The organism is Ningiella algicola (assembly GCF_028401415.2).
GTDB lineage: Bacteria > Pseudomonadota > Gammaproteobacteria > Enterobacterales > Alteromonadaceae > Glaciecola.
The window spans coordinates 4,065,017-4,086,538 of sequence record NZ_CP171821.2; the positions used below are offsets into that span (position 1 = coordinate 4,065,017).

The window sequence follows — 21,522 nt, forward strand, 5'->3', positions numbered from 1 at the left end:
TAATGCAATTTCAAATATTAAAACTAAGCGAAACCGTCAACTTTATGAAACTTCGCTTTCCAGCGATGATTTTCTCGACGCTTTTGATTGTAGGCTCAATCGCCTCTTTAGCAGTGAATCAGCTTAACTGGGGATTAGATTTTACGGGCGGCACAGTGATTCAGGTAAACTATCCTGATGGTGCTAACCTAGAATTAATACGAGCGGAGCTTACTGAGGCGAATTTCCCAGATGCGGTGGTTCAAAATTTCGGCAGTAGTCAGGAGGTGCTTATCCGAGTTGCGCCAAGAGATGATTTGCAAGCCGAAGTCATCGGTGACATGGTGCTGGCTGCCTTGAAAGCCGATGTCCCTAACGTTGAAATGCAGCGAATTGAGTTCGTTGGACCTAACGTAGGGGAGGAGTTGACAGAGCAGGGCGGACTTGCGATGTTGGTAGCCTTGATATGTATATTGATTTACGTGGCAATGCGTTTTGAGTACCGCTTTGCTTTAGGTTCAGTAGGCGCACTTGCACACGACGTGATCATTACCCTTGGCTTGTTCAGTATCCTTCAGTTGGAATTTGATTTAACCGTATTAGCGGCGTTATTAGCGGTTATAGGTTATTCACTCAACGATACGATTGTGGTCAGCGATCGTATTCGAGAAAATTTCCGGAAAGTGCGAAAAGGCGGGCCCGAAGAGATTATCAATATTTCGCTGACACAAACGCTTAACCGAACCATTGTCACGTCATTGACCACCATCTTGGTGCTGTTAGCGCTATTCTTTAAAGGTGGCGCATTGATTCACGGTTTTGCAACGGCGCTCCTTTTCGGCGTATTTATCGGCACATATTCATCCGTTTATATCGCGTCTTCTGTCGCACTGTTTTTGGGTATCAGTAAGGAAGACTTGATGCCGCCAGAAGTCGAAAAAGAAGGCGAGGATTTAGAGCCGCTATAACACCCTGAAATTTGGCGTTTAAGTCTCGATGATAAAGCACACCGCGCAGTTTTGATGCTTCGCGGTGTTTTTGTATCTTAGTGCTTTTAACTCCTGTTCGCTTCATTGTAGTCACCCCGCTTATTTCCTTGCACTTAACATTTGAAGCGCTCCGCTTTGCATCCACGAAACTTTTCCAAAATTTAGCAGTATAAATACACATATGTGTTTAGGCATTTGTTTTGAGATTGTCAGCGGAGAACAGAATGGATCTATCAAAATTAGTAGGCGGTTTAAGCAAGTCTGGTGCACTAAGTGGCTTCATGGGAGGCGTTGCCGGTGGCGGATTAACCAGCATGGTGGCAAGTAAAAAAGGGCGTAAAGTAGGCAAGAGTGCCCTTAAAGTGGGAGCGCTTGCGGCTGTTGGAGGCCTTGCATGGAAGGCCTATCAGTCATATTCGGCAAATAAAGGTGTACAGAGTACAAATGCCACTCATACACCAAGTGCTAACGCATACGGCACAGCGCCAGCGCATTCTCCCAATCCGGCCGTTGCACCCGCTCCTAACTCAGCCCAATTTGACTTTAGGCCTGCGGCACTTCCTCAGCAAGCATTTGAAGAAGTGGTAGATGAAGGCAACGAACAAGGGCAGATGATCCTAATGCGAGCCATGATAGCGGCCGCTTATGCCGACGGACATATCGATGAAGTTGAGCGACAGCGTATCTTTGCGCAAGTTGAGTCAATGGATTTATCGATTGAAGAAAAGGCTATGTTATTTGATGAGCTTCGCAAGCCATTAAGTCTACATGATTTGGTTGCACAGGTGCCAAATGCACAAACCGGCATTGAAGTGTATGCGGCAAGTGCAAGTGCTATAGATACTTCGCAGCCTGTGTCCCAGCAATTTTTGACTGAGCTGTCACAACAATTATGCATTCCTGGAGAGTTGGTAACGAGTATTCATCAACAGCTCAGCGAATATCAACAATAGAACGATAACATTAACGAGACCGAATATATGAAATCATTGAAGATAGGATTAATTGTTGGCGCGCTTGCGGTAACAAGCTGTGTGTCATGGGTATTTGCTAAAAGCCCGTTTAACGACATGCCAAAAGGGAACTACGAACTTGATTTGAGCCATGCCAGCATAGTATGGAAAGTGTCACACTTAGGTTTATCCGACTACGTGGCAAGGTTTGCTAATTTTGATGCCAGCATTGAATTTGATGCGATGAATGTGGAAAAGTCAGTTGTAAGAGCCTCGATTGATCCCATGTCTATTCAAACAGCTTATCCAAATGCGGACGAAAAGGACTTTGATAAGGTATTGGCCACCGAAAAGGGCTGGTTTAATGCGAGTGAATTTCCATCCATCGATTTTGTGTCAACCGATATTGAAATGACAGGCGATTCTACCGCGGTCATGACTGGCGATTTAAGCTTCTTAGGTACAAGTCTGCCCGTTGTTCTGGATGTCACATTCAATGGCGCCATGCAGCGTCAGCCTTTCAGTGGAAAGCCAACCATGGGCTTTTCGGCAACAACAACGATTGAGCGCAGTAAATGGGGGATGACTAAGTATGTTCCTAATATCGGTGATGCAGTTGAGATTATGATTGAAGGCGAGTTTGCAAAAGCCGATGACTAAGCCTCCTAAGCTATACATCGAATTCTGCGTGGTATTGGCTAGGATAGTTTTCAAATGACAGCTCAAGGAAAGCCGAACCGATATCATGGCATCAGTATTTTTCTGCACTGGTTAATGGCCATCGGTTTGTTATTTATGATTGCGTCGGGTGTTTACATGGTAAATGTAGACATGCCTAAGGCTGACCAGTATCAGCTGTTTCAAATCCACAAAGCGAGTGGCGTCGTCATGCTTTGGGCGATAGCCATTCGTATATTAGTTAGATGGTTGACGCAACAGCCAGCTATGCCAGATGAGTTTTCGAAACGTGAATCGCGATTAGCAAAATTGGGCCATATAGGCCTATACCTCGCACTTGTGCTCATGCCGTTAAGCGGTTGGTTGATGGTATCGGCTAGCCCTTTTGGTTTACCCACCTTCGTTTTTGTGGACTGGATCAAATGGCCACACATACCTTTTGTTGAGCGCAATAAAACAATAGAAACGATTGCGCGAAATGTACATTGGGTGCTTGCTTCAGCACTTCTGATCATGGTGGTGGGGCATATCAGCGCGGTGGTATTGCACAAAAAGAAGCAGGGAATTTCATTAATTAAACGTATGTGGTGGAGTAAAAAGGTTTGAAATTATCAAGGAAGTATCAGTCGGTAGCGCTATGTTTGGTCATGGCTTGGTTTGCAGCTTTTCAAGTTATTGCGCAGGTCAACATTGACCAAACACAAGGTAGTGTAGGCTTTGCAGGTGAGCATGCAGGTATGGAGTTTTCTGGGGTATTCGAGCGCTGGCAAGCTACGATGCTCCTTCCAACAGAAAGCGCGCAAGCATCGGAGGCATTTATTAACGCGGAATTTGATTTATCTAGCGCGACGACGGGGGATGCAACGTATGATGAGACACTTCCCGAAGGCGATTGGTTTGATGTAGACAACCATCCAAAGGGCAGGTTTGTAAGCGACAGAGTGAGCCCCCAAGGTAATGACTACTTGGTAGAAGGGCAATTGACACTGCGAGGTAAGACACACCCGATATCTTTTACCTTAGTGTCAGAAGGCAGTCGTCTAAGCGCCAGCTTTAATGTTGATAGAATTGCATACGCTATTGGACTCGATTCAGACCCTGAGGCAGAGTGGGTAAGCAGAAACATTGCTTTAAGTCTCGATATTCCCAATGTGGCAAATTAGAAGAGCGCCAGTATTAATAGCAGATAACTGCTTAAAAAAAATACCTAAGTATAAACGCCATGATTTCCAATTTGTTCAAAGTGCATACAATGCGCTCGTCCCTTAACCTTGTTGGAAATAATCATGAAAAAACTCGTTTTACTTGCCGGTGTTATCGCGTCCTTCTCTTTCTCATCTGTAGCCGCTCCAAAAGCGTTCACAGCAGCTGATGAAAACTTTGAAACAAAAGCGTGCGTAGTAGCCGCGTCTGAAGGTATGGATGCAGTTAAAGCACTCGTATCGGAAAAAGGTTTGGTGTTTCGTAACTTTAAACAAAGCGTTACGTGCAACAACAAGTCCTTGAACACCTTTGCTAAAATGTATCATGGTAAGGCGAGCAGCAATGATGCCCCAGTTGTCGTTGTAGCGAAGAACAATAACTTCGAATCTCGCGTTTGTGTTTCTGCAGTTAATAACGGAATTAAGCACACGCTTGCTAAGTTCCGCATCAACCAAAACGAAATCCTTTGTAATGGCAAGCCGTTGAACAAGTTTGTCAAAGCAAGTAAAACAGGTCAGCTAGCAAAGCTGAGTTCTGAGGACTAAGTTAAACAGCTTATGTAACAATTTGATGTTGAATTTTTGATACACATGAAAACGGCGAACTTGTCATATTGACGTATAGTTCGCCGTTTTCATGTAATGTAGATAGAGGCTAACCCAGTTGAAAGATTTCGAGTTAAAACTCAGCTTATGACTTAAGACTCTTCACGATATGCTGGACTACGCGAGGATTGCCCGCTACCAAGCCATTGGCACTCCCCGCTTGTTTCATCTCCGCGTATAGTGGGTCGTTGTTGCCATCGTAGTCTGTTATTAATCCACCCGCTTCTTTGACCAAAAGTTCCCCCGCTGCAATATCCCAAGAGTTAAGTCCTTTTTCCCAGTAGCCATCGTAGCGACCTGCGGCAACGTAGGCCAAGTCAAGCGCGGCAGAGCCTGAGCGTCTCACATCCCCAACTTTTTCAAATATTCGTTGAAACTGAGTGAGTGATTCATCAAGTCTAGCCTTGTTTCTAAACGGGAAGGCTGTGGCTAAAATGCAGCTCGACATGTCTTTGGTTTTAGTGGCTCTGATTCGGTAACCGTTAAGTTGGGCGCCAGCACCTTTGCTACCTGCAAATAATTCACCACGAATAGGATCAAATACTACGCCTTGGTCAAGTTTGCCCTTATACAAAAGTGCAATACTGACGGCAAAATGTGGAATGCCGCGAATAAAATTGGTCGTGCCATCCAGTGGGTCAATCACCCAAGTGAAATCTGGGTTGTTATTGATTGTTCCGCCTTCTTCCCCTAAAAACGAATGGTCAGGATAAGCTTCTTGAATTTTTGAAATAATGGCGACTTCTGCTTCTTTGTCTATTTTAGTCACAAAGTCGTTGATACCTTTTTGCTCGATATTAAGCTCTGAGCGATTTTCGAATCCGCGAGCGATAATTGTTCCAGCACTTCGTGCTGCACGCACGGCAATATTGAGCATAGGATGCATAGTCTTCACCAATCAAGTTTTAAAAAGAACGTTTGTCAACATGCACTTTCATGCATACTTGGGATGCACGTATATGCGCACCAAAACCGCGCGGATTGTATCAGAGCCGGTATAGACTTGCTATCTTCGCATGGTCAATCACACATGATATGATGCGCTGCTTAAATTTTCAGGCTCTAAGGCTTGTCGCAAGAGATATTACTTATGTTAGAGGCCATTCGAATCGTCTTAGTCAATACGACTCATACTGGGAACATCGGTTCAACCGCGAGAGCGATGAAAACCATGGGGCTATCCTCACTTTATCTTGTAGGCCCTAAAACGGCGCCTGATGGTAAATCGAGCGCACTTGCAGCAGGCGCGGGAGATGTTTTAGGCAAAGCCACTATTGTGGATACTTTAGAAGAGGCGATAGGTGACTGTGGCCTAGTGATTGGCACTTCAATGCGCACTAAAACGCTCTCATGGCCGATGTTATCTACTCGCGAGACTGCCGCGAAACTTAACACTGAAGTCCAACATCATCCAGTCGCTTTAGTCTTTGGTCGAGAAAGCAACGGTTTATCCAATGATGAGCTACGTATGTGCCATTTCCATACCTTTATTGAGGCAAATCCTGACTATAGCTCACTAAACTTAGCCGCCGCCGTACAAACCTTTTGTTATGAGATTCGTATGGACTATTTGGCAACTGAACGCGCGAACATTCAAGCTCAAATCGAGAATGAATATCCACTTGCGCATGATTTAGCGCGTTTCTATGTCCATTTAGAAAGCACCCTCGAAAAGACCCGCTTTATTCGAAAGAGTCATCCTGGCTTAGTCATGGAGAAACTCAAGCGTTTGTTTAATCGCGCCCGGCCTGAAGCCTTAGAGCTGAATATTCTACGCGGTATTTTGGCTTCCATCGATAAGCAACATCAAAAGCTTGTAACACTTGAACAAAGCGACAATGACGAGCAAACTAAAGACAGCGTTACGCAGAAATAGTTGGAGCTATCGACTAGTGAGTGAATTACATTTTCCTATCTATTTAGACTATGCATCGACCACACCTGTTGATCCTCGCGTTGCTGAGGTGATGAAAGACTGTTTAACAGTAGAAGGTAATTTCGGAAATCCAGCTTCTCGTTCTCATCGCTTTGGATGGTTGGCGGAAGAGGCGGTTGATATTGCCCGTAATCAAATCGCTGATTTAATCAACGCAGATCCTCGCGAGATTGTATTTACCTCAGGCGCGACAGAGTCAAATAATCTCGCTCTCAAAGGCGCAGCACACGCGAATAGGCGTCGTGGTAAGCATCTGATTACCTTGAAAACTGAACATAAAGCTGTGCTAGACAGTATGGAGCAATTGGCACATGAGGGCTTTGAAGTAACTTACCTTACGCCCAAGCCAAATGGTCTGGTTGATGTGCATGAGCTTAAACGTGCAATTCGCGAAGATACTGTGCTTATAAGTGTAATGCATGTGAATAATGAGATAGGCGTTATTCAAGACATCGAAGCTATCGGTCAACTTTGCAAAGAGCGCGATATTCTGTTTCATGTAGATGCAGCTCAAAGCACGGGAAAAGTGCCAATCGACGTGAACTTAATGAAAGTGGACTTGATGTCATTCTCAGGGCACAAAACCTATGGTCCGAAAGGCATAGGAGCGCTTTACGTTAGGCGAAAACCGCGCGTTCGTATTGAAGCTCAAATGCACGGCGGCGGTCACGAGCGCGGTATGCGCTCTGGCACCTTGGCCACTCATCAAATTGCAGGCTTAGGAGAGGCTTTCAGAATCGCTCAAGAGGAAATGGATTCAGAAGTACGGCGTATTGAGGGTTTACGAGATCGGTTGTATAAGGGCGTAAAGGTACTAGACAAGGTATATGTAAATGGCGATTTTGAACAAAGAGTGCCGCACAACTTGAACCTAAGCTTTGATTTAGTAGAAGGGGAAACGCTGATGATGGCACTTAAAGACTTGGCCGTTTCGACAGGTTCCGCATGCACCTCAGCAAGCTTGGAGCCATCGTATGTACTAAGTGCGCTTGGTTTAAGTAATGAACTTGCCCACAGTTCCATCCGTTTTAGTATCGGTCGCTTTACCACAGAGCAAGAAATAGACTTTACGATAAGTCTTATTCTGGATGCCATTCGTAAACTAAGACAAATAGCCCACACCGGACAAATACGCGCATAGCATTTTAATATCATTACGTAAAGATAGTAGTGAATAGGATGGTATATTGCGCGTGTTCTAGTGAGTAGTAACATGCCACAATTAATATTTCTACCGAATAAACAACTTTGCCCTGATGGCGCCGCAATAGAAGTAAAATCAGGGAGCTGTATTTTGGATGTTGCGCTTGAGCATAAGATTGAGATCAATCATTACTGTTCTAAGTCTTGTGCTTGTGCGACTTGCCATGTCATGCTGCGAGAGGGCTTTGATTCAGTAGAAGCTGCCGATGAGCTTGAAGCGTGCATGCTTGAAAAAACATGGGGAGCTGATGCGCAGTCGCGTTTAAGTTGTCAAACGAAAATAAGAGATGAAGATTTAGTGGTCGAAATCCCGAATTCATTCTTATAAAACGAACTCGTTTGTGTGTGGCTGGCGAAAAACCAAGAATTAATAAAAATAGATTGGGATTTTGGAGTGAAAGTGCATATAATCGCGCGCTAGCAAATGACTAACGTTTTCTCATACACAAAGAGCGTTGCTCACATACTTAGAAATTTCACAGAATCACTTTTACAGGAAATCATCATGGCTTTAGAACGCACTTTTTCAATAATCAAACCTGATGCAGTCGCGAAAAATGCAATTGGTGCCATTTATAACCGTTTTGAGAGCGCGAATTTACGCATAGTCGCTGCTAAAATGGTGCATTTGAGCAGAGAAAAAGCGGAAGGTTTTTACGCTGAACACAAAGAGCGCCCGTTCTTCGGTGATTTGGTAGATTTTATGACCTCAGGCCCGGTGATGGTTCAAGTACTTGAAGGCGAAAATGCAGTGGTTAAAAATCGTGAGATTATGGGTGCAACTAACCCAGCAGAAGCGGCCGCAGGCACGCTTCGCTCTGATTATGCCGCGTCAATTGACGAAAATGCAGTACACGGTTCTGATGCGCCAGAATCTGCAGCGCGTGAAATTGCCTATTTTTTCTCGGACGAAGAGATTTGTCCTCGCACTAGATAAAAAGCAACTCGCTCGCTGTCCTGGCAAACGACAGCTGCAGTTAAATAGATCAAGGGAGCACAAGCTCCCTTTTTCACATTGGATTTTCCGGAGTAGCCTATATGACTGAACTTGCATCAAAGACACCTGTAAAGTCAGACACAGTCAAAAAAATTAACTTGTTAAACTTTAATCGCAAAGGGCTGCGCGAGTACTTTGAGTCCATTGGTGAAAAGCCGTTTAGAGCCGACCAATTAATGAAATGGATTTATCATGAAGGTCAATCGGACTTTGACAAAATGAGCAATCTTAATAAGGCTTTGCGCGCCAAACTAGAGGCAAACTGTGAAATACGAGCACCTGAGATTTCCCAGTTCCAACAAGCCTCAGACGGCACAATTAAATTTGCCATTATGTTGGACGGTGGGCAAGAGGTGGAAACCGTTTGGATACCGGAGTCTGATCGTGCCACCTTATGCGTCTCGTCCCAAGTGGGATGCGCACTGGAGTGCACCTTCTGCTCTACAGCACAACAAGGCTTCAATCGTAACTTAAGCGTTTCTGAAATTATTGGCCAAGTATGGCGAGTAGCTACCTTTATTGGACTATCAAAAGACACCTCCCAGCGGCCTATCACCAATGTTGTGATGATGGGCATGGGCGAACCGCTGCTAAATCTCAAAAATGTCGTGCCTGCAATGGATATTATGCTGGATGATTTTGGTTTTGGCCTTTCCAAACGCCGCGTAACGCTCTCTACTTCCGGCGTGGTTCCCGCGTTAGATAAGCTTGGTGATGAAATTGATGTGGCGCTGGCGATATCCCTTCACGCGGCAGATGATAAACTGCGTGACGAAATAGTACCGGTTAATAAAAAGTATCCCATCGACGTATTTCTTGCTGGTGTTCGCCGCTATTTGAAAAAATCCAAGGCAAATCAAGGCAAAGTTACGGTTGAATATGTAATGTTGAGCAATATCAACGACAGCACCGATCAAGCACATGAACTTGCAAAGGTGCTCAAAGACACGCCCAGCAAAATCAACCTGATTCCGTTTAATCCTTATCCAGGCTCACCTTACACATGCTCAAGCAATTCTCGCATTGATCGGTTTGCTAAAGTGTTAATGAACTATGGATTTACCGTTGTAGTCAGAAAAACACGCGGGGATGATATTGACGCTGCATGTGGTCAACTCGTGGGAGACGTGGTTGATAGAACTAAACGTATGCTCAAAAAGCAAATGAAAGGTGAGGCTATTTCGGTGAAAATGGCAAACTAGGCCGAAGGCATTGCATATTTTTATAATTGCATAATAATGAAAGACTTAATGCTCGGTGTATTACTAAACATACATAAATTATAGTGATGCCGTAGCGTGAGAAACTGTATCTTGAAATGTAGCCAAAAGTGAGTGAAGCAATATGACCATGTTGAGAGTCTGCATTTGTGCCCTGATTGTAGCGGTAATTTCTGGATGCGTATCCGAACCAACCGATCCGTCTTTTATCGGCGCAAGAGCTTTTGATCCTGATGAGGCATCGAAAACGCGGGTCAGCCTAGGCTTAACCTACTTGCAAAATGGCAATTTTAGCCAAGCAAAGTTTAACTTAGATAAAGCGCTGGAGTTTGCGCCACGAAACGGCCAAGCGCACTATGCCATGGCCTTTTACTATCAACAGGTAGAAGAGCCAGAGCTAGCAGAAGAAAGCTATGAAAAAGCCTTATCCTTTTCAAGAAATGATCCCGACGTGGTAAACAGCTACGGTGCGTTTTTGTGTGAGCAAGGAAAATATGAAAAGGCAAAAGAGTATTTCTTAGCCGCGGTGAACGACAGGAATTACGTGTCTACGGCCGAAACGTATGAAAATTTGGCGATTTGCTCGCAAAGCCAAGGCAACAACGAGGAAGCGATAGAGTTTTTCAACAGTGCTTTAAACCATCAGCCAACTCGCCCAAAGAGTCTCCTGTTACTTGCCAATCTGTACGCTGAAGAAGAACAATGGGAAGAAGCAAAACGTGCGTTATTTAAGTACGAACGAAGTGCACAGGTGACGCCTGAGTCCCTGTATCTTCAATATCAAATAGCCACTGGCCTAAATGACACGAAAACAGCAGTCGGCTATGGTGAAATTCTCAAATCCATGTTCCCAGAACATCCTAAAACGAAAGATTATGTCGCGGCGATGGGTAAGTTCAAACCCGCAGCAACCATAACCAGGAAGGTGCGTTCCCAGCCGTCTGAAGATGGCTTGCCTGATGCTGAACTTGCACGCAATGATATGATAGAAAATGATACCGCGAGCGCCCAAAGTAGCTTGAGTACCCCGCAGGTGAGCAGCAACATCACAGATTCTGGCGTATCAGACATTGCTGAATCATCGAGCAATAGCGCTGAACAAAGTGCGCAGCAAGTCAACGAGACTATTGTCCAAGCTAGTGATGAACTCGTGAATGACGTAGACGATACGATGGATTCAGACGCTTATCACACGGTCGTCAAAGGCGACAATTTATATCGTATTTCGCTTAAATATAACGTTAAGATGAACGCCTTGATAGAATGGAACAACTTAGATGACCCGGCTATTCAGTTAGGAATGGTACTGAGAGTAAAGGATCCAGTAGATAATGAGTGATAACGAAACGCTTGATCAACAAGAGCAGCCCAAGGAAACTAAAAGTTTAGGTGCAATACTTGCTTCTGCGCGCGAGCAACAAGGTCTAAGTCAACAGCAGGTTGCTGACAGCCTGCATTTGCGATTGAGCAGTGTGCATGCGATTGAGAGTGATAGTATCGAAGCTGACGTTTCGTTAACGTTTACAAAAGGCTATATACGACTTTATGCAAGATTGCTCGGTTTGAAAGTTGAGCCACTATTGCGCATGTTCGATAAGCTACACGCCCAAGACACGAAAGACGCGAAACTACAAAGCTTTTCAAAACGTGTCGCCAGAGAAGCGAACGATTCCCGTTGGAACATGGTGACCTATATTATTGCTATTTTGGTCATCGGCTCAGTGGTTGTATGGTGGGTAGATCAATCTCGGTTCAGTTTTAGCGATACCTTTAACGATGATGCCAGTAGTGAAAGCTCAGTGTCAGAGTCGTCTGGAGAGATTAGTATTTCTAACGACAATATTTCAGACAATAGAAGCAACATCGAAAGCTTGCCGGTGGATACTTTGCCTCAAGATGCGGAACAAAAGCTTGAGTCGCAAGGAACTGATTCAAGCCTAGACAATTCTGCTGATCCCTTTCAAATTGAAGACGCTTCGTCCGAAGACAGCCTAATCGTTGATGCAGATGACACTATACAAACGGGAGACACAAGCGCATCAGATGATGGCGTAATAGACGATACGCTTAATGCTGAAGTAGAAATTCGAGATCAATTGACGTCAGCACAAATCGCGTTGAGCGAGGGTACTGACTCAACGCCAGATGACATAGATAATGAAATTCGCGAAAGTAACGCTGATACGCTTGATAATGTCCAAAGCGAGCTGGACATGACGACAGGTGACGGTAGTGCCCTACAGAATGCAGACTTGCCCTATACCGTAAACGCTGATGGCACCGTCGATATGGTATTTACTTTTTCAAATGATTGCTGGGTTAGCGTCAAAGATGCCTTCGATGAAACGATTGCCGTTGGTGTGAAAGTAAAAGGAAGAGTGATGGAGGTGTCTGGCGTACCGCCAATTGCAGTCATCTTAGGTAATCCTCAATATGTAGAAATTGATTTTGGCGGTCAGAAAGTAGATATGAGCGGCTATGATGGAAGTCGTTCGGCCAATTTCCAATTGCCAATTCAGGGTGAATAATGTTTGCCGAAAACCCAATAGTACGAAGAAAATCTACCCGCATTAATGTTGGTTCTGTGCCAATTGGTGATGGCGCACCTATTGCTGTGCAGTCCATGACAAACACTGATACTTGTGATGTTGATGCGACGGTTAAGCAAATTAACCAAATTGTAGCAGTGGGCGGCGAAATTGTTCGGGTTTCAGTACCAACAATGGATGCTGCTGAAGCGTTTAAGCACATTCGCAAACAAGTGTCAGTTCCCTTAGTCGCAGATATTCACTTTGACTATAGAATTGCGCTGAAAGTCGCTGAATACGGCGTTGATTGTTTACGCATTAATCCAGGTAATATTGGCAATATGGAGCGTGTTAAAGCCGTCGTAGATTGCGCAAAAGATAAAGGCTTACCCATCCGAATTGGCGTAAACGGTGGTTCGCTGGAACGCGATTTACAAGAAAAGTACGGTGAACCTACACCTGAAGCACTTGTTGAATCAGCTATGCGTCACGTAGATATTCTCGACAAACTAAATTTTGACCAGTTCAAAGTGTCTGTAAAAGCCTCTGATGTGTTTTTAGCAGTTGGTGCCTATCGCCTTTTAGCAAAAAAAATCGACCAACCACTTCATTTGGGTATTACAGAAGCAGGGGGTTTGCGTTCGGGCTCAGTAAAAAGCTCCGTGGGCTTGGGCATGCTGCTTGCGGAAGGCATTGGAGATACCATTCGCATCTCACTTGCCGCCGACCCGGTAGAAGAAATCAAAGTGGGCTTTGATATTCTCAAATCTTTACGCATTCGTTCTCGTGGTATTAACTTTATTGCCTGCCCAAGTTGTTCCCGGCAAGAATTTGATGTGATTGCAACGGTTAACGCACTTGAGCAACGCGTAGAAGATATTTTAACGCCTCTGGACGTATCTATCATCGGTTGTGTTGTGAATGGTCCGGGTGAAGCTGAAGTGTCAGACTTAGGCCTCACAGGTGCACGTAATATGAGCGGCTACTATCTCGATGGAAAACGACAACGCGAACGCTTATCTAACGATGATTTAGTTGATCAGCTCGAAAAACGCATTCGCGCAAAAGCAACTGCTAAGGCCGCCTCGCTTGACCACGCGAAGCGTATACCGATAAAAAGCGCATCTCAATAGGCATTGTGTCCTTTCAATCATAATTAACTGTAAAACGAGTATCCAGTGGCAAAAACGATTCAAGCTATTCGAGGCATGAACGACTGTCTTCCTGACCAAAGTGGGACATGGCAAGTTGTTGAGCAACACATCCGCGATTTAACTAAAAGCTATCACTATAGAGAGCTTCGTACTCCCATTGTTGAAAGCACTGAGCTTTTTAAGCGCTCCATTGGAGAGGTGACCGACATTGTTGAGAAGGAAATGTATACCTTTGAAGATCGCAATGGTGACAGTCTTACGCTTCGCCCTGAAGGCACGGCCTGTGCAGTAAGAGCAGGTAATCAGCACGGCTTACTCTACAATCAGCAACAGCGCCTCTGGTACATGGGGCCAATGTTCAGGCATGAGCGACCTCAAAAAGGGCGATATCGACAGTTTCACCAATTTGGTGCCGAAGCCTATGGTTTTTCAGGGCCTGATATTGATGTCGAGATGATATTGATGGGCGCAAGACTGTGGAAAGCCTTTGGTATAGAAGATAAAGTTTCCCTACAAATAAATTCACTTGGCAGCAATGAAGCGCGCGCTGCATACAAAGATAAACTTACGTCGTTTCTAGAAACTATCGAAAGTGAGTTAGATGAAGATTCGCAACGACGCTTACGCAGCAATCCACTGCGTATATTGGATAGCAAACATCCTAAAACACAAGCATTGATAGCAGATGCCCCGCGGCTGATTGATCATCTGGATGAGACTTCTGAGGCGCATTTTTCATCGCTTTGCAAAATGCTCGATTACGTGGGCGTGAATTATACGGTGAACCCGTCGTTGGTTCGAGGCTTAGACTATTACAACTATACCGTATTTGAATGGGTCACTGATTTATTGGGTGCACAAGGAACAATATGCGCCGGCGGACGATACGACGGCTTAGTAGAGCAATTAGGCGGTAAGGCAAGCCCGGCAGTCGGTTTTGCCATGGGATTAGAGCGTTTAGTCTTACTGATAGAGGCAAGCCAAGACCAAAAGGCATTTGAAGTCATTACCGATGTCTATATTTGCTGCATGGGTGAGCAGGCGCAATTAATGGCCTTGGCACTGGCTGAAGAAATTCGTGATTCGCTTGCAACATTGCGTGTACAGCTTCATTGTGGTGCAGGAAACATGAAGAAACAGCTTAAAAAAGCAGACGCAAGCGGCGCACAGTTTGCACTCATCCTTGGAGAGCATGAAGTCGAAAATAATCGTGTTGGAGTTAAACATCTTCGCGATAACACTGCCCAGCAAGATATTGATAGACAAGGGCTGATAGAGTTGCTGTCGAAGATAGCCTAAAGATACGTATTTTGGCGAGATCGCATCGTCGAAATAGTATATACTTTCGCGAAATTTTTTGTGCCCTACGTTTTGGCGTATAAGCGTCAGCGTAAGCTTATGCAAAGATGGCGCACAAGCACTAGACATATAGTTAAAAGAATTGCTTAGAGGATAAAATGGAACGCTTTGAGACTGAAGAACAACAAATTGAAGCCATCAAACGGTTTTGGAAAGAGAATGGCACCATTATCATTGTGGGCGTGGTCATCGGTTTAGGCAGTCTATTTGGATGGCGCTATTACAATGACAGTGTCATCTCATCAAAAGAAACGGCATCCAGTGCATATCAGTCAAACCTTGAAAGCTTCATTGAGAGCGAAGACGCAAGCGCACTATCGAGTTTTGCATCGGAATTTGAGGATACCGGCTACGCGCCCCTTGCATCGTTGATTGTTGCACAAAAGGCTGTGCAGGACGAAGACTACGCAAGCGCGAAGACACATTTGAGCAAAGCGGCTGCTGGGAACGATGAAATTGCGGATGTGGCAAAACTGCGTTTGGCTAAGGTACAGCTTCAACTATCTGAATATGAAGCCGGTTTAAGCACACTGGATAGCGTTTTATCAGACGCATTCGCTGATCAAGTCAACGAACTGAAAGGCGACCTCTTATACGCCCAAGGTAAATTTGATGAGGCGAAATCTGCTTATAATCTTGCGCTAGCGGAACTTCCTAACGATCAATCGATCAAAATGAAAATCGATAATATTGCGTATGCAAAAACGCAAGCAGTGCAGTGAGCCCTAATTAGTGAATAAGAACTTATTGAACAAGAACTTAGTGGAAAAAAGCTTTGTGAATAAAAGTAGCGCAGTCCGCTTTTCTCTTCTCATTTGTAGCGTTTTCTTTTTAGGGGCATGCACAACCGTATCAAACTGGTTTAAAGACGAAGAAGAAATTGAAATACGCCAGTTACCCGAGATCACGCAGAGCTTCAGCACCGAAGTAGTCTGGGATACTGATGTTGGTGATGGGGTCGAAAATTACTTTTCACGCTTAAGTCCGGCAATCGGGAATGGTAAAATCTTTGCAGCAGATCGCGAAGGTACTATCGTGGCACTCTCTCCAGAAGACGGTGACGAAATTTGGGAAATTGATATAAGCATGCCGAGTAAAGAAAGCTCGATTGGCAATATGTATGGCCTATTTGCAGGAAGAGTGTCTGCCAAAATTTCAGGCGGTATTACGCTCGCCGGTAGTTCTCTGTATGTAGGCTCTGAGAATGGCGAAGTCATCGCCATTAACCAAGAAGATGGTGAAATTCTCTGGCGTACCAATGTCCCCAGCGAAGTTGTTGCCGCTCCAGCCGTTGATAGTAATGTTGTTGTCGTAAACACTGTCGCCGGAATTTTGCTCGGTTTAGATGCGAAAACAGGCGAAGTCAAGTGGCAAAATGAATCAGATGTTCCTCCCTTAACCCTTCGCGGGATTTCAGCACCTGCCGCTGCAAACGGAGGTGCAATTGTTGGTTTGGCAAGTGGGCGTTTGCAAGTGAGTATCTTAGATAGCGGACTTACCGCTTGGGAGCAGGTTATTGCAAAACCCGCAGGCGCCACTGAGCTAGAGCGAATTGTTGATATAGATAGTAAGCCCCTAGTATTTGGCGGAACGGTTTACGTAGTTAGCTACGGTGGTTCATTGTCTGCGGTTGAACTTCGTACCGGGCAGCCTGTTTGGACGCGCGAGTATGCTTCTTTTCGAGACGTCAGCATATTTGGAAATCGATTGTTCGTGACTGATAACAACTCAACCGTTTATGCCATTGACCGACGCAATGGTGTTGAGCTTTGGTCTAATAGTTCCCTGAGACGGCGTAACCTCACTGGCGCAACTCCGGTAGGTGAATATGTTGTCGTAGGTGATAAGTTCGGGTTCTTGCACTGGTTTACCCAAGACGAGGGTGAATATGTGTCGCGCATGGAAGTAGGAGATGACGATGAAGATGAGGGCATCTATATATCTCCAGTTTATCAATCTGGCCTTTTAGTGGTGCAGACTCGCGACGGTGAAATCAACTTGATTTCTACCCCCGAATAACTTGCCATGCTTCCAGTCATTGCCCTGGTTGGGCGGCCTAATGTAGGAAAATCCACGCTTTTTAATCGCTTTACGCACACCCGTGATGCTCTGGTCGCCGACTTTCCTGGTCTAACGCGCGATAGAAAATATGGTCAAGCTAAATACGAAGGTCGACAATTTATAGTAGTTGACACCGGCGGTATTACCGGTGATGAACAAGGTATAGACGCGGCCATGGCTGAGCAGTCTTTGCTCGCCATAGATGAAGCGGATGTGGTGCTATTTATGGTGGACGCACGTGCGGGCCTTACCCCAGCCGATACGGGCATTGCCAACCATCTTCGCAAACAAAATAAAACGATTCATGTTGTTGCCAATAAGGTAGATGGAATCGACGGTGACAGCGAAAGCGCCGATTTTTATGCGATGGGCTTTGAAAGTCTGTTTCAGATTGCTGCATCTCAGGGTAGAGGCGTTGCCCATTTACTCGACCGAGTGCTCGACCCTATTGAAAGCAAATTTCCGGATATGCAGGTACGGGCTCAAGAAGTGTTAGCTGAGGAAGACGCTCAAGCAAAGTTAGAGCGTTTGCAAAATCTTCCTATCAAACTTGCCATTGTTGGCAAACCTAACGTGGGCAAGTCTACCTTAACCAATCGCATTCTCGGCGAAGATAGAGTGGTGGTGTATGACGAGCCAGGCACCACGCGTGATAGTATTTTTATTCCCATGCAGCGAGACGAACGAGAGTACATTCTTATCGATACTGCAGGGGTGCGTAAACGCAAAAAGGTCAGTGAAGCGGTTGAAAAATTCTCTATCGTAAAAACCTTGCAGGCCATCGAAGAAGCGAATGTTGTTTTATTAGTAATTGATGCAAGAGAAGGGATATCTGACCAAGACCTCAGTTTATTAGGCTTTGTGTTAAATGCTGGACGTTCATTAGTGTTGGCAGTGAATAAGTGGGATAACCTAGATAGTGATGTAAAAGATGAAATCAAGCGCGAACTAGACAGACGCCTTGGTTTTGTGGATTTTGCGCGTTTGCACTTTATTTCAGCGCTTCATGGCACCGGTGTGGGGCATTTATTTGAATCGGTACAAGAGGCATATGCAAGTGCCACCGCACGTGTTAATACCGCAATGCTTACTGAAATCATGGAAATGGCGCAAGTAGACCACCAACCACCTCTGGTGAGAGGTCGCCGCGTGAAAATGAAGTATGCTCACGCCGGTGGATACAACCCGCCTGTGATTGTTATTCACGGCAATCAGGTAAATGACTTAGCAGACTCTTACAAGCGATATTTAATGAACTATTATCGAAAAGCCCTTAAAATAATGGGTACGCCGATAAAGATTGAGTTTCGCGAGGGTGCCAACCCGTTCGAGGGTAAAAAGAATCAATTAACACTTGCCCAGCAACGCAAACGCAAACGCCTGATTGGATTTCATAATAAGAAAAAGTAGTATTCGTCATAACCACTTAACTGGGAGTTAATGTATGGGACTGTTCGATGCAGTAATGGGCAACGCGAGTGAGGTTGATGCAGACGAAGTCGCACAAGAGCTGTCGCCAATATTGGCTGACAACGAAAGTGTGGTGAAAGCATATAAAATGGTACGAGACTTAAGCGTTTTTACCTCGAAACGACTTATCTTTATTGATAAACAAGGCGTGACTGGCAGAAAAGTTGATTATCTTAGTATTCCGTTTAAGTCTATCACTACCTTTAACATTCAAACCGCAGGGCGATTTGATACGGACTGCGAGTTGAAAGTTTGGACATCAGGACGCGACGAACCTATCGAGTTAGAAATTGCGGCTCGCCACGCCGCTGACATGCAAAAGTCTTTAGCGAATGCGATATTTGCGTAAACTAACTAAGCTCAACTTGGGATAAGCCACAGCGCCAAGTTGAGCTTAGTTAGAAAAACGTTAGCGCCGCATGGATTGCATAAAATCTGATTCAAGCGGCACGGCTATTTCAGTGATTGACTGCTCAACCAGAGCCAACATCATTTGCTTGGGTATATTGCCAGTAACTTTGACGAATTTATCGTGTTGTTTAAGCAGTATTTGCGTAGAGTAAATAGGGTCGATTTGGGTTTGTAAGGCAACTTCCATAGCGATGCCGTCTATCGACTTGTCCTTTGCAGCAAAGCGTGTTGTTTCAATATCAGAAATCACAAAATCGGTCAGCTCTGCCTCATCGATAAGTCTTTTTATTTCATCCCTTTCTAAAGTCATTTCAGAGCGCAGCAAATTCATGTCCTCATTATCAAACCCGTGAGCAGCACTTGTGTTCTTGGCGTCCTCATCATGAACAAAAGGGGAAACGGGATATACTGATATATCTACCACCGCATCGGCAAATTCTGGATGGACGTAGCGAGTGATACTTCCTTGGATCGGATCGTGAAACAGCGCGGTCTCTAGTAGGTGGAAGTCGCCCATATGTTCAGGTAGATGCATCTGGGTTAGATAGTCGCTTGCGCCAATACTGTTATATATACGCTGGGCTGAAAATACTTCTTCCGTTTGTGCCCGCTCTATCCATTGGTCGATGGAAGCCTGCAAGGCCTCGTTTAACCCGTCAACTTTCTCACCAACGTGCGCTTCTACGGTCATATCGTCGATAATAACGCCGCGCCAGCTAGTTGTTAGCTCTAGTATTAATACGGGATCTTTTTCGCCATTGGGCTCATGCTTCACGGCGCTACTGATCAACAATTCATAGTCTGAAAGAGAAAAGGCGTCGATCAACTCTTGACCAAGCGCGTGTTCAGAAAAATAATGTGCAAGCGATTCTGAGGTAAACACATTCAAATCGCAGCGGCGGGTTTTGCACTCGTTGATGGTTAGCTGGCTCAATTGCGCGGCATAGATTGGCCAATTATAAGTATTTTTGTGTAAAGGCGTATTTGATAGCGCAAAAAAGCTATTAATGCTTAAGGCGAGACAGCAGGCAATAGAGAATAAAATTCGAAATGATAACTGAGTAAACAACATAATGTACTACGTCCACTGTAATATTCTTCTAAGTGAAAGCACTTAGCCGAAATGATTGCGTTTATGTTCCTGAGCGCTCTTTTCAAAGCTTTGAAGATCTTAGCATTTGCAGCATTTTCACACAATCTTTACAATTTTAACTATTTCAATGTCTTAGCTTTTTGCCTCCGTTTTCATCACTTCGAGTACTTGTGAACGCAGTTCGCCATCTTGGATCTTAGTCACCAAGGTATCACCTTGAGATAGCTGTGACACGTGGCGCACAATTTCGTTTGACTCAGTAGTACTCGCTTGAGTTTGCTCTACTTCCTTGTAAGTGATGCTATAGCCGCGCGAAAGCGTCGCAAGCGGGCTAACTGAATTAAGCAAGGAAGATTGAGCTGCCAACTGTTGGCTTTTGCTCTCTAGCAACTCATTCTGATAACGGATAAGCGAAGTAAGGAGAGCACCTTGGCGCTGTTTTAATTCAGCGATTTTGCTGCTCGGTTCAAGCCTTGATAAGCGAGCACTTATGTTCCGATGTAACACACTTGCCGAGCTTATAGATGCTTCCATGGACCTACTCAAACGCGTACTAAGCTCAGCGTTTCGCCGCAATGATTGTTCAATGGCACGCTCTGGATGGCTCTGTTCAAGGCGCTGCGTTATATTGCGAAGTTTCAAGGCCTGTTTTTCAAGCATTCGGGCAGGGCTTATGCCGTCGGCCTTAGCCACTGCAATATCAAGACGCTGTTCGTTTTGTAATAGCCTTTGACGTACAGCATTGTGCAAGCTTTGACGCAGTTTTTCGATGCTGCGCTTTAACTCCTGACTGTCAGTGCTAATGGTTTCGGCCGCCGCACTTGGAGTAGGGCAGCGCATGTCAGCCACAAAATCTGCGATAGTGACATCCACCTCATGACCTACTGCTGAAACAATCGGAAGCTTGGAGTCATATATGGCGCGGGCAACGCTCTGTTCATTAAACGGCCATAAGTCTTCAAGCGAGCCACCACCGCGACCGACAATTAATGCATCCACTTCATTGCGTACATTAGCGATGCGAATTTGCTCTACGATGGTTTTCGCTGCTTGCTCTCCTTGCACCATAGAGGGATAAATAATCACTTCTATGGCTGGATTTCTGCGCGCAAGCACGTGCAGAATGTCGTGAATTGCTGCACCAGTAGGAGAACTGATAACGCCAAGCTTGGTAATGTGTGGTGGAATAGACTGCTTATGAGCCTGTTCAAATAAACCTTCTTCTTTTAAAGCAAGTTTTAGCGCCTCATACGCTTGCTTAAGTTGTCCAATTCCTTCTGGTTCAAGATGTTGAGCAATGAGCTGATAGTCGCCGCGTGCTTCGTAAAGGCTGATATTGGCTCGAACGACCACCTTATCGCCTGCTTTTGGCCGAAAGCTGCAGCGTTGGTTAGCGCCCTTAAACATCGCTGTTTTGACTTGTGCTTGACTGTCTTTTAGTGTGAAGTACCAATGCCCCGAGCTAGCCGCCACGAAGTTACTGATTTCACCACTTACCCACACTAAACCAATCTCGCTCTCAAGCACCCGTTTGGCGAAACGGTTAAGCTTGCTGACGGTTAAAATACTCACTTGACTTGAGGTAGCGAACATAAGCATGATTTTCCTGAATAATAATTCTTGATTGTAGTTTACCCGCCTATAAAAAAACACTACAATTACGTCGCAATTAAGCTCCTCCCA

At 45.0% G+C, this 21,522-nt stretch carries 22 protein-coding genes; 19 read left to right on the top strand and 3 right to left on the bottom strand.

Translation table 11 applies throughout. The features are described from left to right. The first annotated feature begins 2 nt into the window (after positions 1-2). The 6 genes from secF to PN836_RS17685 all read left to right on the top strand — a co-directional run bounded on the left by secF (position 3) and on the right by PN836_RS17685 (position 4,347). Positions 3-947 carry a protein translocase subunit SecF gene (secF, locus tag PN836_RS17660; protein ID WP_395340837.1) on the top strand — a complete coding sequence of 315 codons (945 nt, stop codon included), beginning with the start codon at positions 3-5 and terminating at the stop codon, positions 945-947. Positions 948-1,192: 245 nt separating this feature from the next. Next, entirely contained in the window at positions 1,193-1,921 is a 729-nt protein-coding gene (locus PN836_RS17665) for a tellurite resistance TerB family protein (protein WP_395340839.1), read from the top strand. A 27-nt stretch (positions 1,922-1,948) separates the two neighbouring features. After that, positions 1,949-2,581, top strand: coding sequence for a YceI family protein (locus PN836_RS17670; protein ID WP_395340840.1), 633 nt, complete (start codon positions 1,949-1,951; stop codon positions 2,579-2,581). A gap of 54 nt (positions 2,582-2,635) precedes the next feature. Beyond that, positions 2,636-3,205 carry a cytochrome b gene (locus PN836_RS17675; protein ID WP_395340841.1) on the top strand — a complete coding sequence of 190 codons (570 nt, stop codon included), beginning with the start codon at positions 2,636-2,638 and terminating at the stop codon, positions 3,203-3,205. Continuing rightward, positions 3,202-3,762 carry a YceI family protein gene (locus PN836_RS17680; RefSeq protein ID WP_395340844.1) on the top strand — a complete coding sequence of 187 codons (561 nt, stop codon included), beginning with the start codon at positions 3,202-3,204 and terminating at the stop codon, positions 3,760-3,762. The genes PN836_RS17675 and PN836_RS17680 overlap by 4 nt, the downstream gene beginning before the upstream one ends. A gap of 123 nt (positions 3,763-3,885) precedes the next feature. Further along, positions 3,886-4,347: a hypothetical protein gene (locus tag PN836_RS17685; RefSeq protein WP_395340845.1), complete on the top strand. Its 462-nt coding sequence runs from the start codon at positions 3,886-3,888 to the stop codon at positions 4,345-4,347. Between the two features lie 145 nt (positions 4,348-4,492). Here the strand turns inward: PN836_RS17685 and PN836_RS17690 are convergent, their stop codons facing one another. Beyond that, a complete protein-coding gene (locus tag PN836_RS17690) occupies positions 4,493-5,293 on the bottom strand; it encodes an inositol monophosphatase family protein (protein ID WP_395340848.1) in 801 nt (266 codons plus the stop codon). Between the two features lie 204 nt (positions 5,294-5,497). On the opposite strand from PN836_RS17690, the gene trmJ reads away from it, so the two are divergent. The 13 genes from trmJ (at position 5,498) to PN836_RS17755 (ending at position 18,684) form a co-directional block, all read left to right on the top strand. Further along, positions 5,498-6,283, top strand: a complete 786-nt coding sequence (gene trmJ, locus PN836_RS17695; RefSeq protein ID WP_395340850.1) for a tRNA (cytosine(32)/uridine(32)-2'-O)-methyltransferase TrmJ — start codon at positions 5,498-5,500, stop codon at positions 6,281-6,283. Positions 6,284-6,299: 16 nt separating this feature from the next. Further along, positions 6,300-7,484, top strand: a complete 1,185-nt coding sequence (locus PN836_RS17700) for an IscS subfamily cysteine desulfurase (RefSeq protein WP_395340851.1) — start codon at positions 6,300-6,302, stop codon at positions 7,482-7,484. Between the two features lie 72 nt (positions 7,485-7,556). After that, positions 7,557-7,874 carry an ISC system 2Fe-2S type ferredoxin gene (gene fdx / locus PN836_RS17705; protein WP_395340853.1) on the top strand — a complete coding sequence of 106 codons (318 nt, stop codon included), beginning with the start codon at positions 7,557-7,559 and terminating at the stop codon, positions 7,872-7,874. A 177-nt stretch (positions 7,875-8,051) separates the two neighbouring features. Further along, positions 8,052-8,483, top strand: coding sequence for a nucleoside-diphosphate kinase (ndk, locus tag PN836_RS17710; protein WP_395340854.1), 432 nt, complete (start codon positions 8,052-8,054; stop codon positions 8,481-8,483). A 101-nt stretch (positions 8,484-8,584) separates the two neighbouring features. Further along, a complete protein-coding gene (locus tag PN836_RS17715) occupies positions 8,585-9,745 on the top strand; it encodes a bifunctional tRNA (adenosine(37)-C2)-methyltransferase TrmG/ribosomal RNA large subunit methyltransferase RlmN (protein WP_395340857.1) in 1,161 nt (386 codons plus the stop codon). Between the two features lie 148 nt (positions 9,746-9,893). After that, positions 9,894-11,102 (top strand): type IV pilus biogenesis/stability protein PilW, encoded by a 1,209-nt coding sequence (gene pilW, locus PN836_RS17720; protein ID WP_395340858.1) that lies wholly within the window; start codon positions 9,894-9,896, stop codon positions 11,100-11,102. Then, positions 11,095-12,291, top strand: a complete 1,197-nt coding sequence (locus PN836_RS17725; protein WP_395340861.1) for a RodZ domain-containing protein — start codon at positions 11,095-11,097, stop codon at positions 12,289-12,291. The genes pilW and PN836_RS17725 overlap by 8 nt, the downstream gene beginning before the upstream one ends. Then, a complete protein-coding gene (gene ispG / locus PN836_RS17730) occupies positions 12,291-13,424 on the top strand; it encodes a flavodoxin-dependent (E)-4-hydroxy-3-methylbut-2-enyl-diphosphate synthase (RefSeq protein WP_395340863.1) in 1,134 nt (377 codons plus the stop codon). Before PN836_RS17725 ends, ispG begins: the two co-directional genes overlap by 1 nt. A gap of 45 nt (positions 13,425-13,469) precedes the next feature. Continuing rightward, a complete protein-coding gene (hisS, locus tag PN836_RS17735; RefSeq protein ID WP_395340865.1) occupies positions 13,470-14,744 on the top strand; it encodes a histidine--tRNA ligase in 1,275 nt (424 codons plus the stop codon). Positions 14,745-14,902: 158 nt separating this feature from the next. Beyond that, positions 14,903-15,526 (top strand): YfgM family protein, encoded by a 624-nt coding sequence (locus tag PN836_RS17740; protein WP_395340868.1) that lies wholly within the window; start codon positions 14,903-14,905, stop codon positions 15,524-15,526. Between the two features lie 55 nt (positions 15,527-15,581). Continuing rightward, complete coding sequence (bamB, locus tag PN836_RS17745; RefSeq protein WP_395340869.1) at positions 15,582-16,823, top strand: outer membrane protein assembly factor BamB; 1,242 nt, start codon at positions 15,582-15,584, stop codon at positions 16,821-16,823. Positions 16,824-16,829: 6 nt separating this feature from the next. Continuing rightward, the gene (gene der, locus PN836_RS17750; protein ID WP_395340872.1) at positions 16,830-18,275 is read left to right on the top strand and encodes a ribosome biogenesis GTPase Der; all 1,446 of its coding nucleotides are present in this window, start codon (positions 16,830-16,832) and stop codon (positions 18,273-18,275) included. 34 nt (positions 18,276-18,309) lie between these two features. Next, positions 18,310-18,684, top strand: a complete 375-nt coding sequence (locus PN836_RS17755; RefSeq protein ID WP_395340874.1) for a PH domain-containing protein — start codon at positions 18,310-18,312, stop codon at positions 18,682-18,684. Positions 18,685-18,744: 60 nt separating this feature from the next. Here PN836_RS17755 and PN836_RS17760 read toward each other — a convergent pair whose 3' ends face one another. Both PN836_RS17760 and xseA read right to left on the bottom strand, forming a co-directional pair. Further along, entirely contained in the window at positions 18,745-19,680 is a 936-nt protein-coding gene (locus PN836_RS17760; RefSeq protein ID WP_395340876.1) for a hypothetical protein, read from the bottom strand. A gap of 291 nt (positions 19,681-19,971) precedes the next feature. Further along, the gene (gene xseA / locus PN836_RS17765) at positions 19,972-21,432 is read right to left on the bottom strand and encodes an exodeoxyribonuclease VII large subunit (protein WP_395340879.1); all 1,461 of its coding nucleotides are present in this window, start codon (positions 21,430-21,432) and stop codon (positions 19,972-19,974) included. Positions 21,433-21,522: the final 90 nt, after the last annotated feature.

What these genes read in the sequence shown, in the direction of transcription:
- xseA (WP_395340879.1), bottom strand. Translation starts at nt 21,432, where the DNA reads ATGTTCGCTACCTCAAGTCAAGTGAGTATTTTAACCGTCAGCAAGCTT.
- ispG (WP_395340863.1), top strand. Translation starts at nt 12,291, where the DNA reads ATGTTTGCCGAAAACCCAATAGTACGAAGAAAATCTACCCGCATTAAT.
- PN836_RS17755 (WP_395340874.1), top strand. Translation starts at nt 18,310, where the DNA reads ATGGGACTGTTCGATGCAGTAATGGGCAACGCGAGTGAGGTTGATGCA.
- fdx (WP_395340853.1), top strand. Translation starts at nt 7,557, where the DNA reads ATGCCACAATTAATATTTCTACCGAATAAACAACTTTGCCCTGATGGC.
- PN836_RS17675 (WP_395340841.1), top strand. Translation starts at nt 2,636, where the DNA reads ATGACAGCTCAAGGAAAGCCGAACCGATATCATGGCATCAGTATTTTT.
- secF (WP_395340837.1), top strand. Translation starts at nt 3, where the DNA reads ATGCAATTTCAAATATTAAAACTAAGCGAAACCGTCAACTTTATGAAA.
- PN836_RS17715 (WP_395340857.1), top strand. Translation starts at nt 8,585, where the DNA reads ATGACTGAACTTGCATCAAAGACACCTGTAAAGTCAGACACAGTCAAA.
- PN836_RS17740 (WP_395340868.1), top strand. Translation starts at nt 14,903, where the DNA reads ATGGAACGCTTTGAGACTGAAGAACAACAAATTGAAGCCATCAAACGG.
- PN836_RS17690 (WP_395340848.1), bottom strand. Translation starts at nt 5,293, where the DNA reads ATGCATCCTATGCTCAATATTGCCGTGCGTGCAGCACGAAGTGCTGGA.
- PN836_RS17665 (WP_395340839.1), top strand. Translation starts at nt 1,193, where the DNA reads ATGGATCTATCAAAATTAGTAGGCGGTTTAAGCAAGTCTGGTGCACTA.
- pilW (WP_395340858.1), top strand. Translation starts at nt 9,894, where the DNA reads ATGTTGAGAGTCTGCATTTGTGCCCTGATTGTAGCGGTAATTTCTGGA.
- PN836_RS17725 (WP_395340861.1), top strand. Translation starts at nt 11,095, where the DNA reads ATGAGTGATAACGAAACGCTTGATCAACAAGAGCAGCCCAAGGAAACT.
- PN836_RS17670 (WP_395340840.1), top strand. Translation starts at nt 1,949, where the DNA reads ATGAAATCATTGAAGATAGGATTAATTGTTGGCGCGCTTGCGGTAACA.
- der (WP_395340872.1), top strand. Translation starts at nt 16,830, where the DNA reads ATGCTTCCAGTCATTGCCCTGGTTGGGCGGCCTAATGTAGGAAAATCC.
- PN836_RS17685 (WP_395340845.1), top strand. Translation starts at nt 3,886, where the DNA reads ATGAAAAAACTCGTTTTACTTGCCGGTGTTATCGCGTCCTTCTCTTTC.
- ndk (WP_395340854.1), top strand. Translation starts at nt 8,052, where the DNA reads ATGGCTTTAGAACGCACTTTTTCAATAATCAAACCTGATGCAGTCGCG.
- trmJ (WP_395340850.1), top strand. Translation starts at nt 5,498, where the DNA reads ATGTTAGAGGCCATTCGAATCGTCTTAGTCAATACGACTCATACTGGG.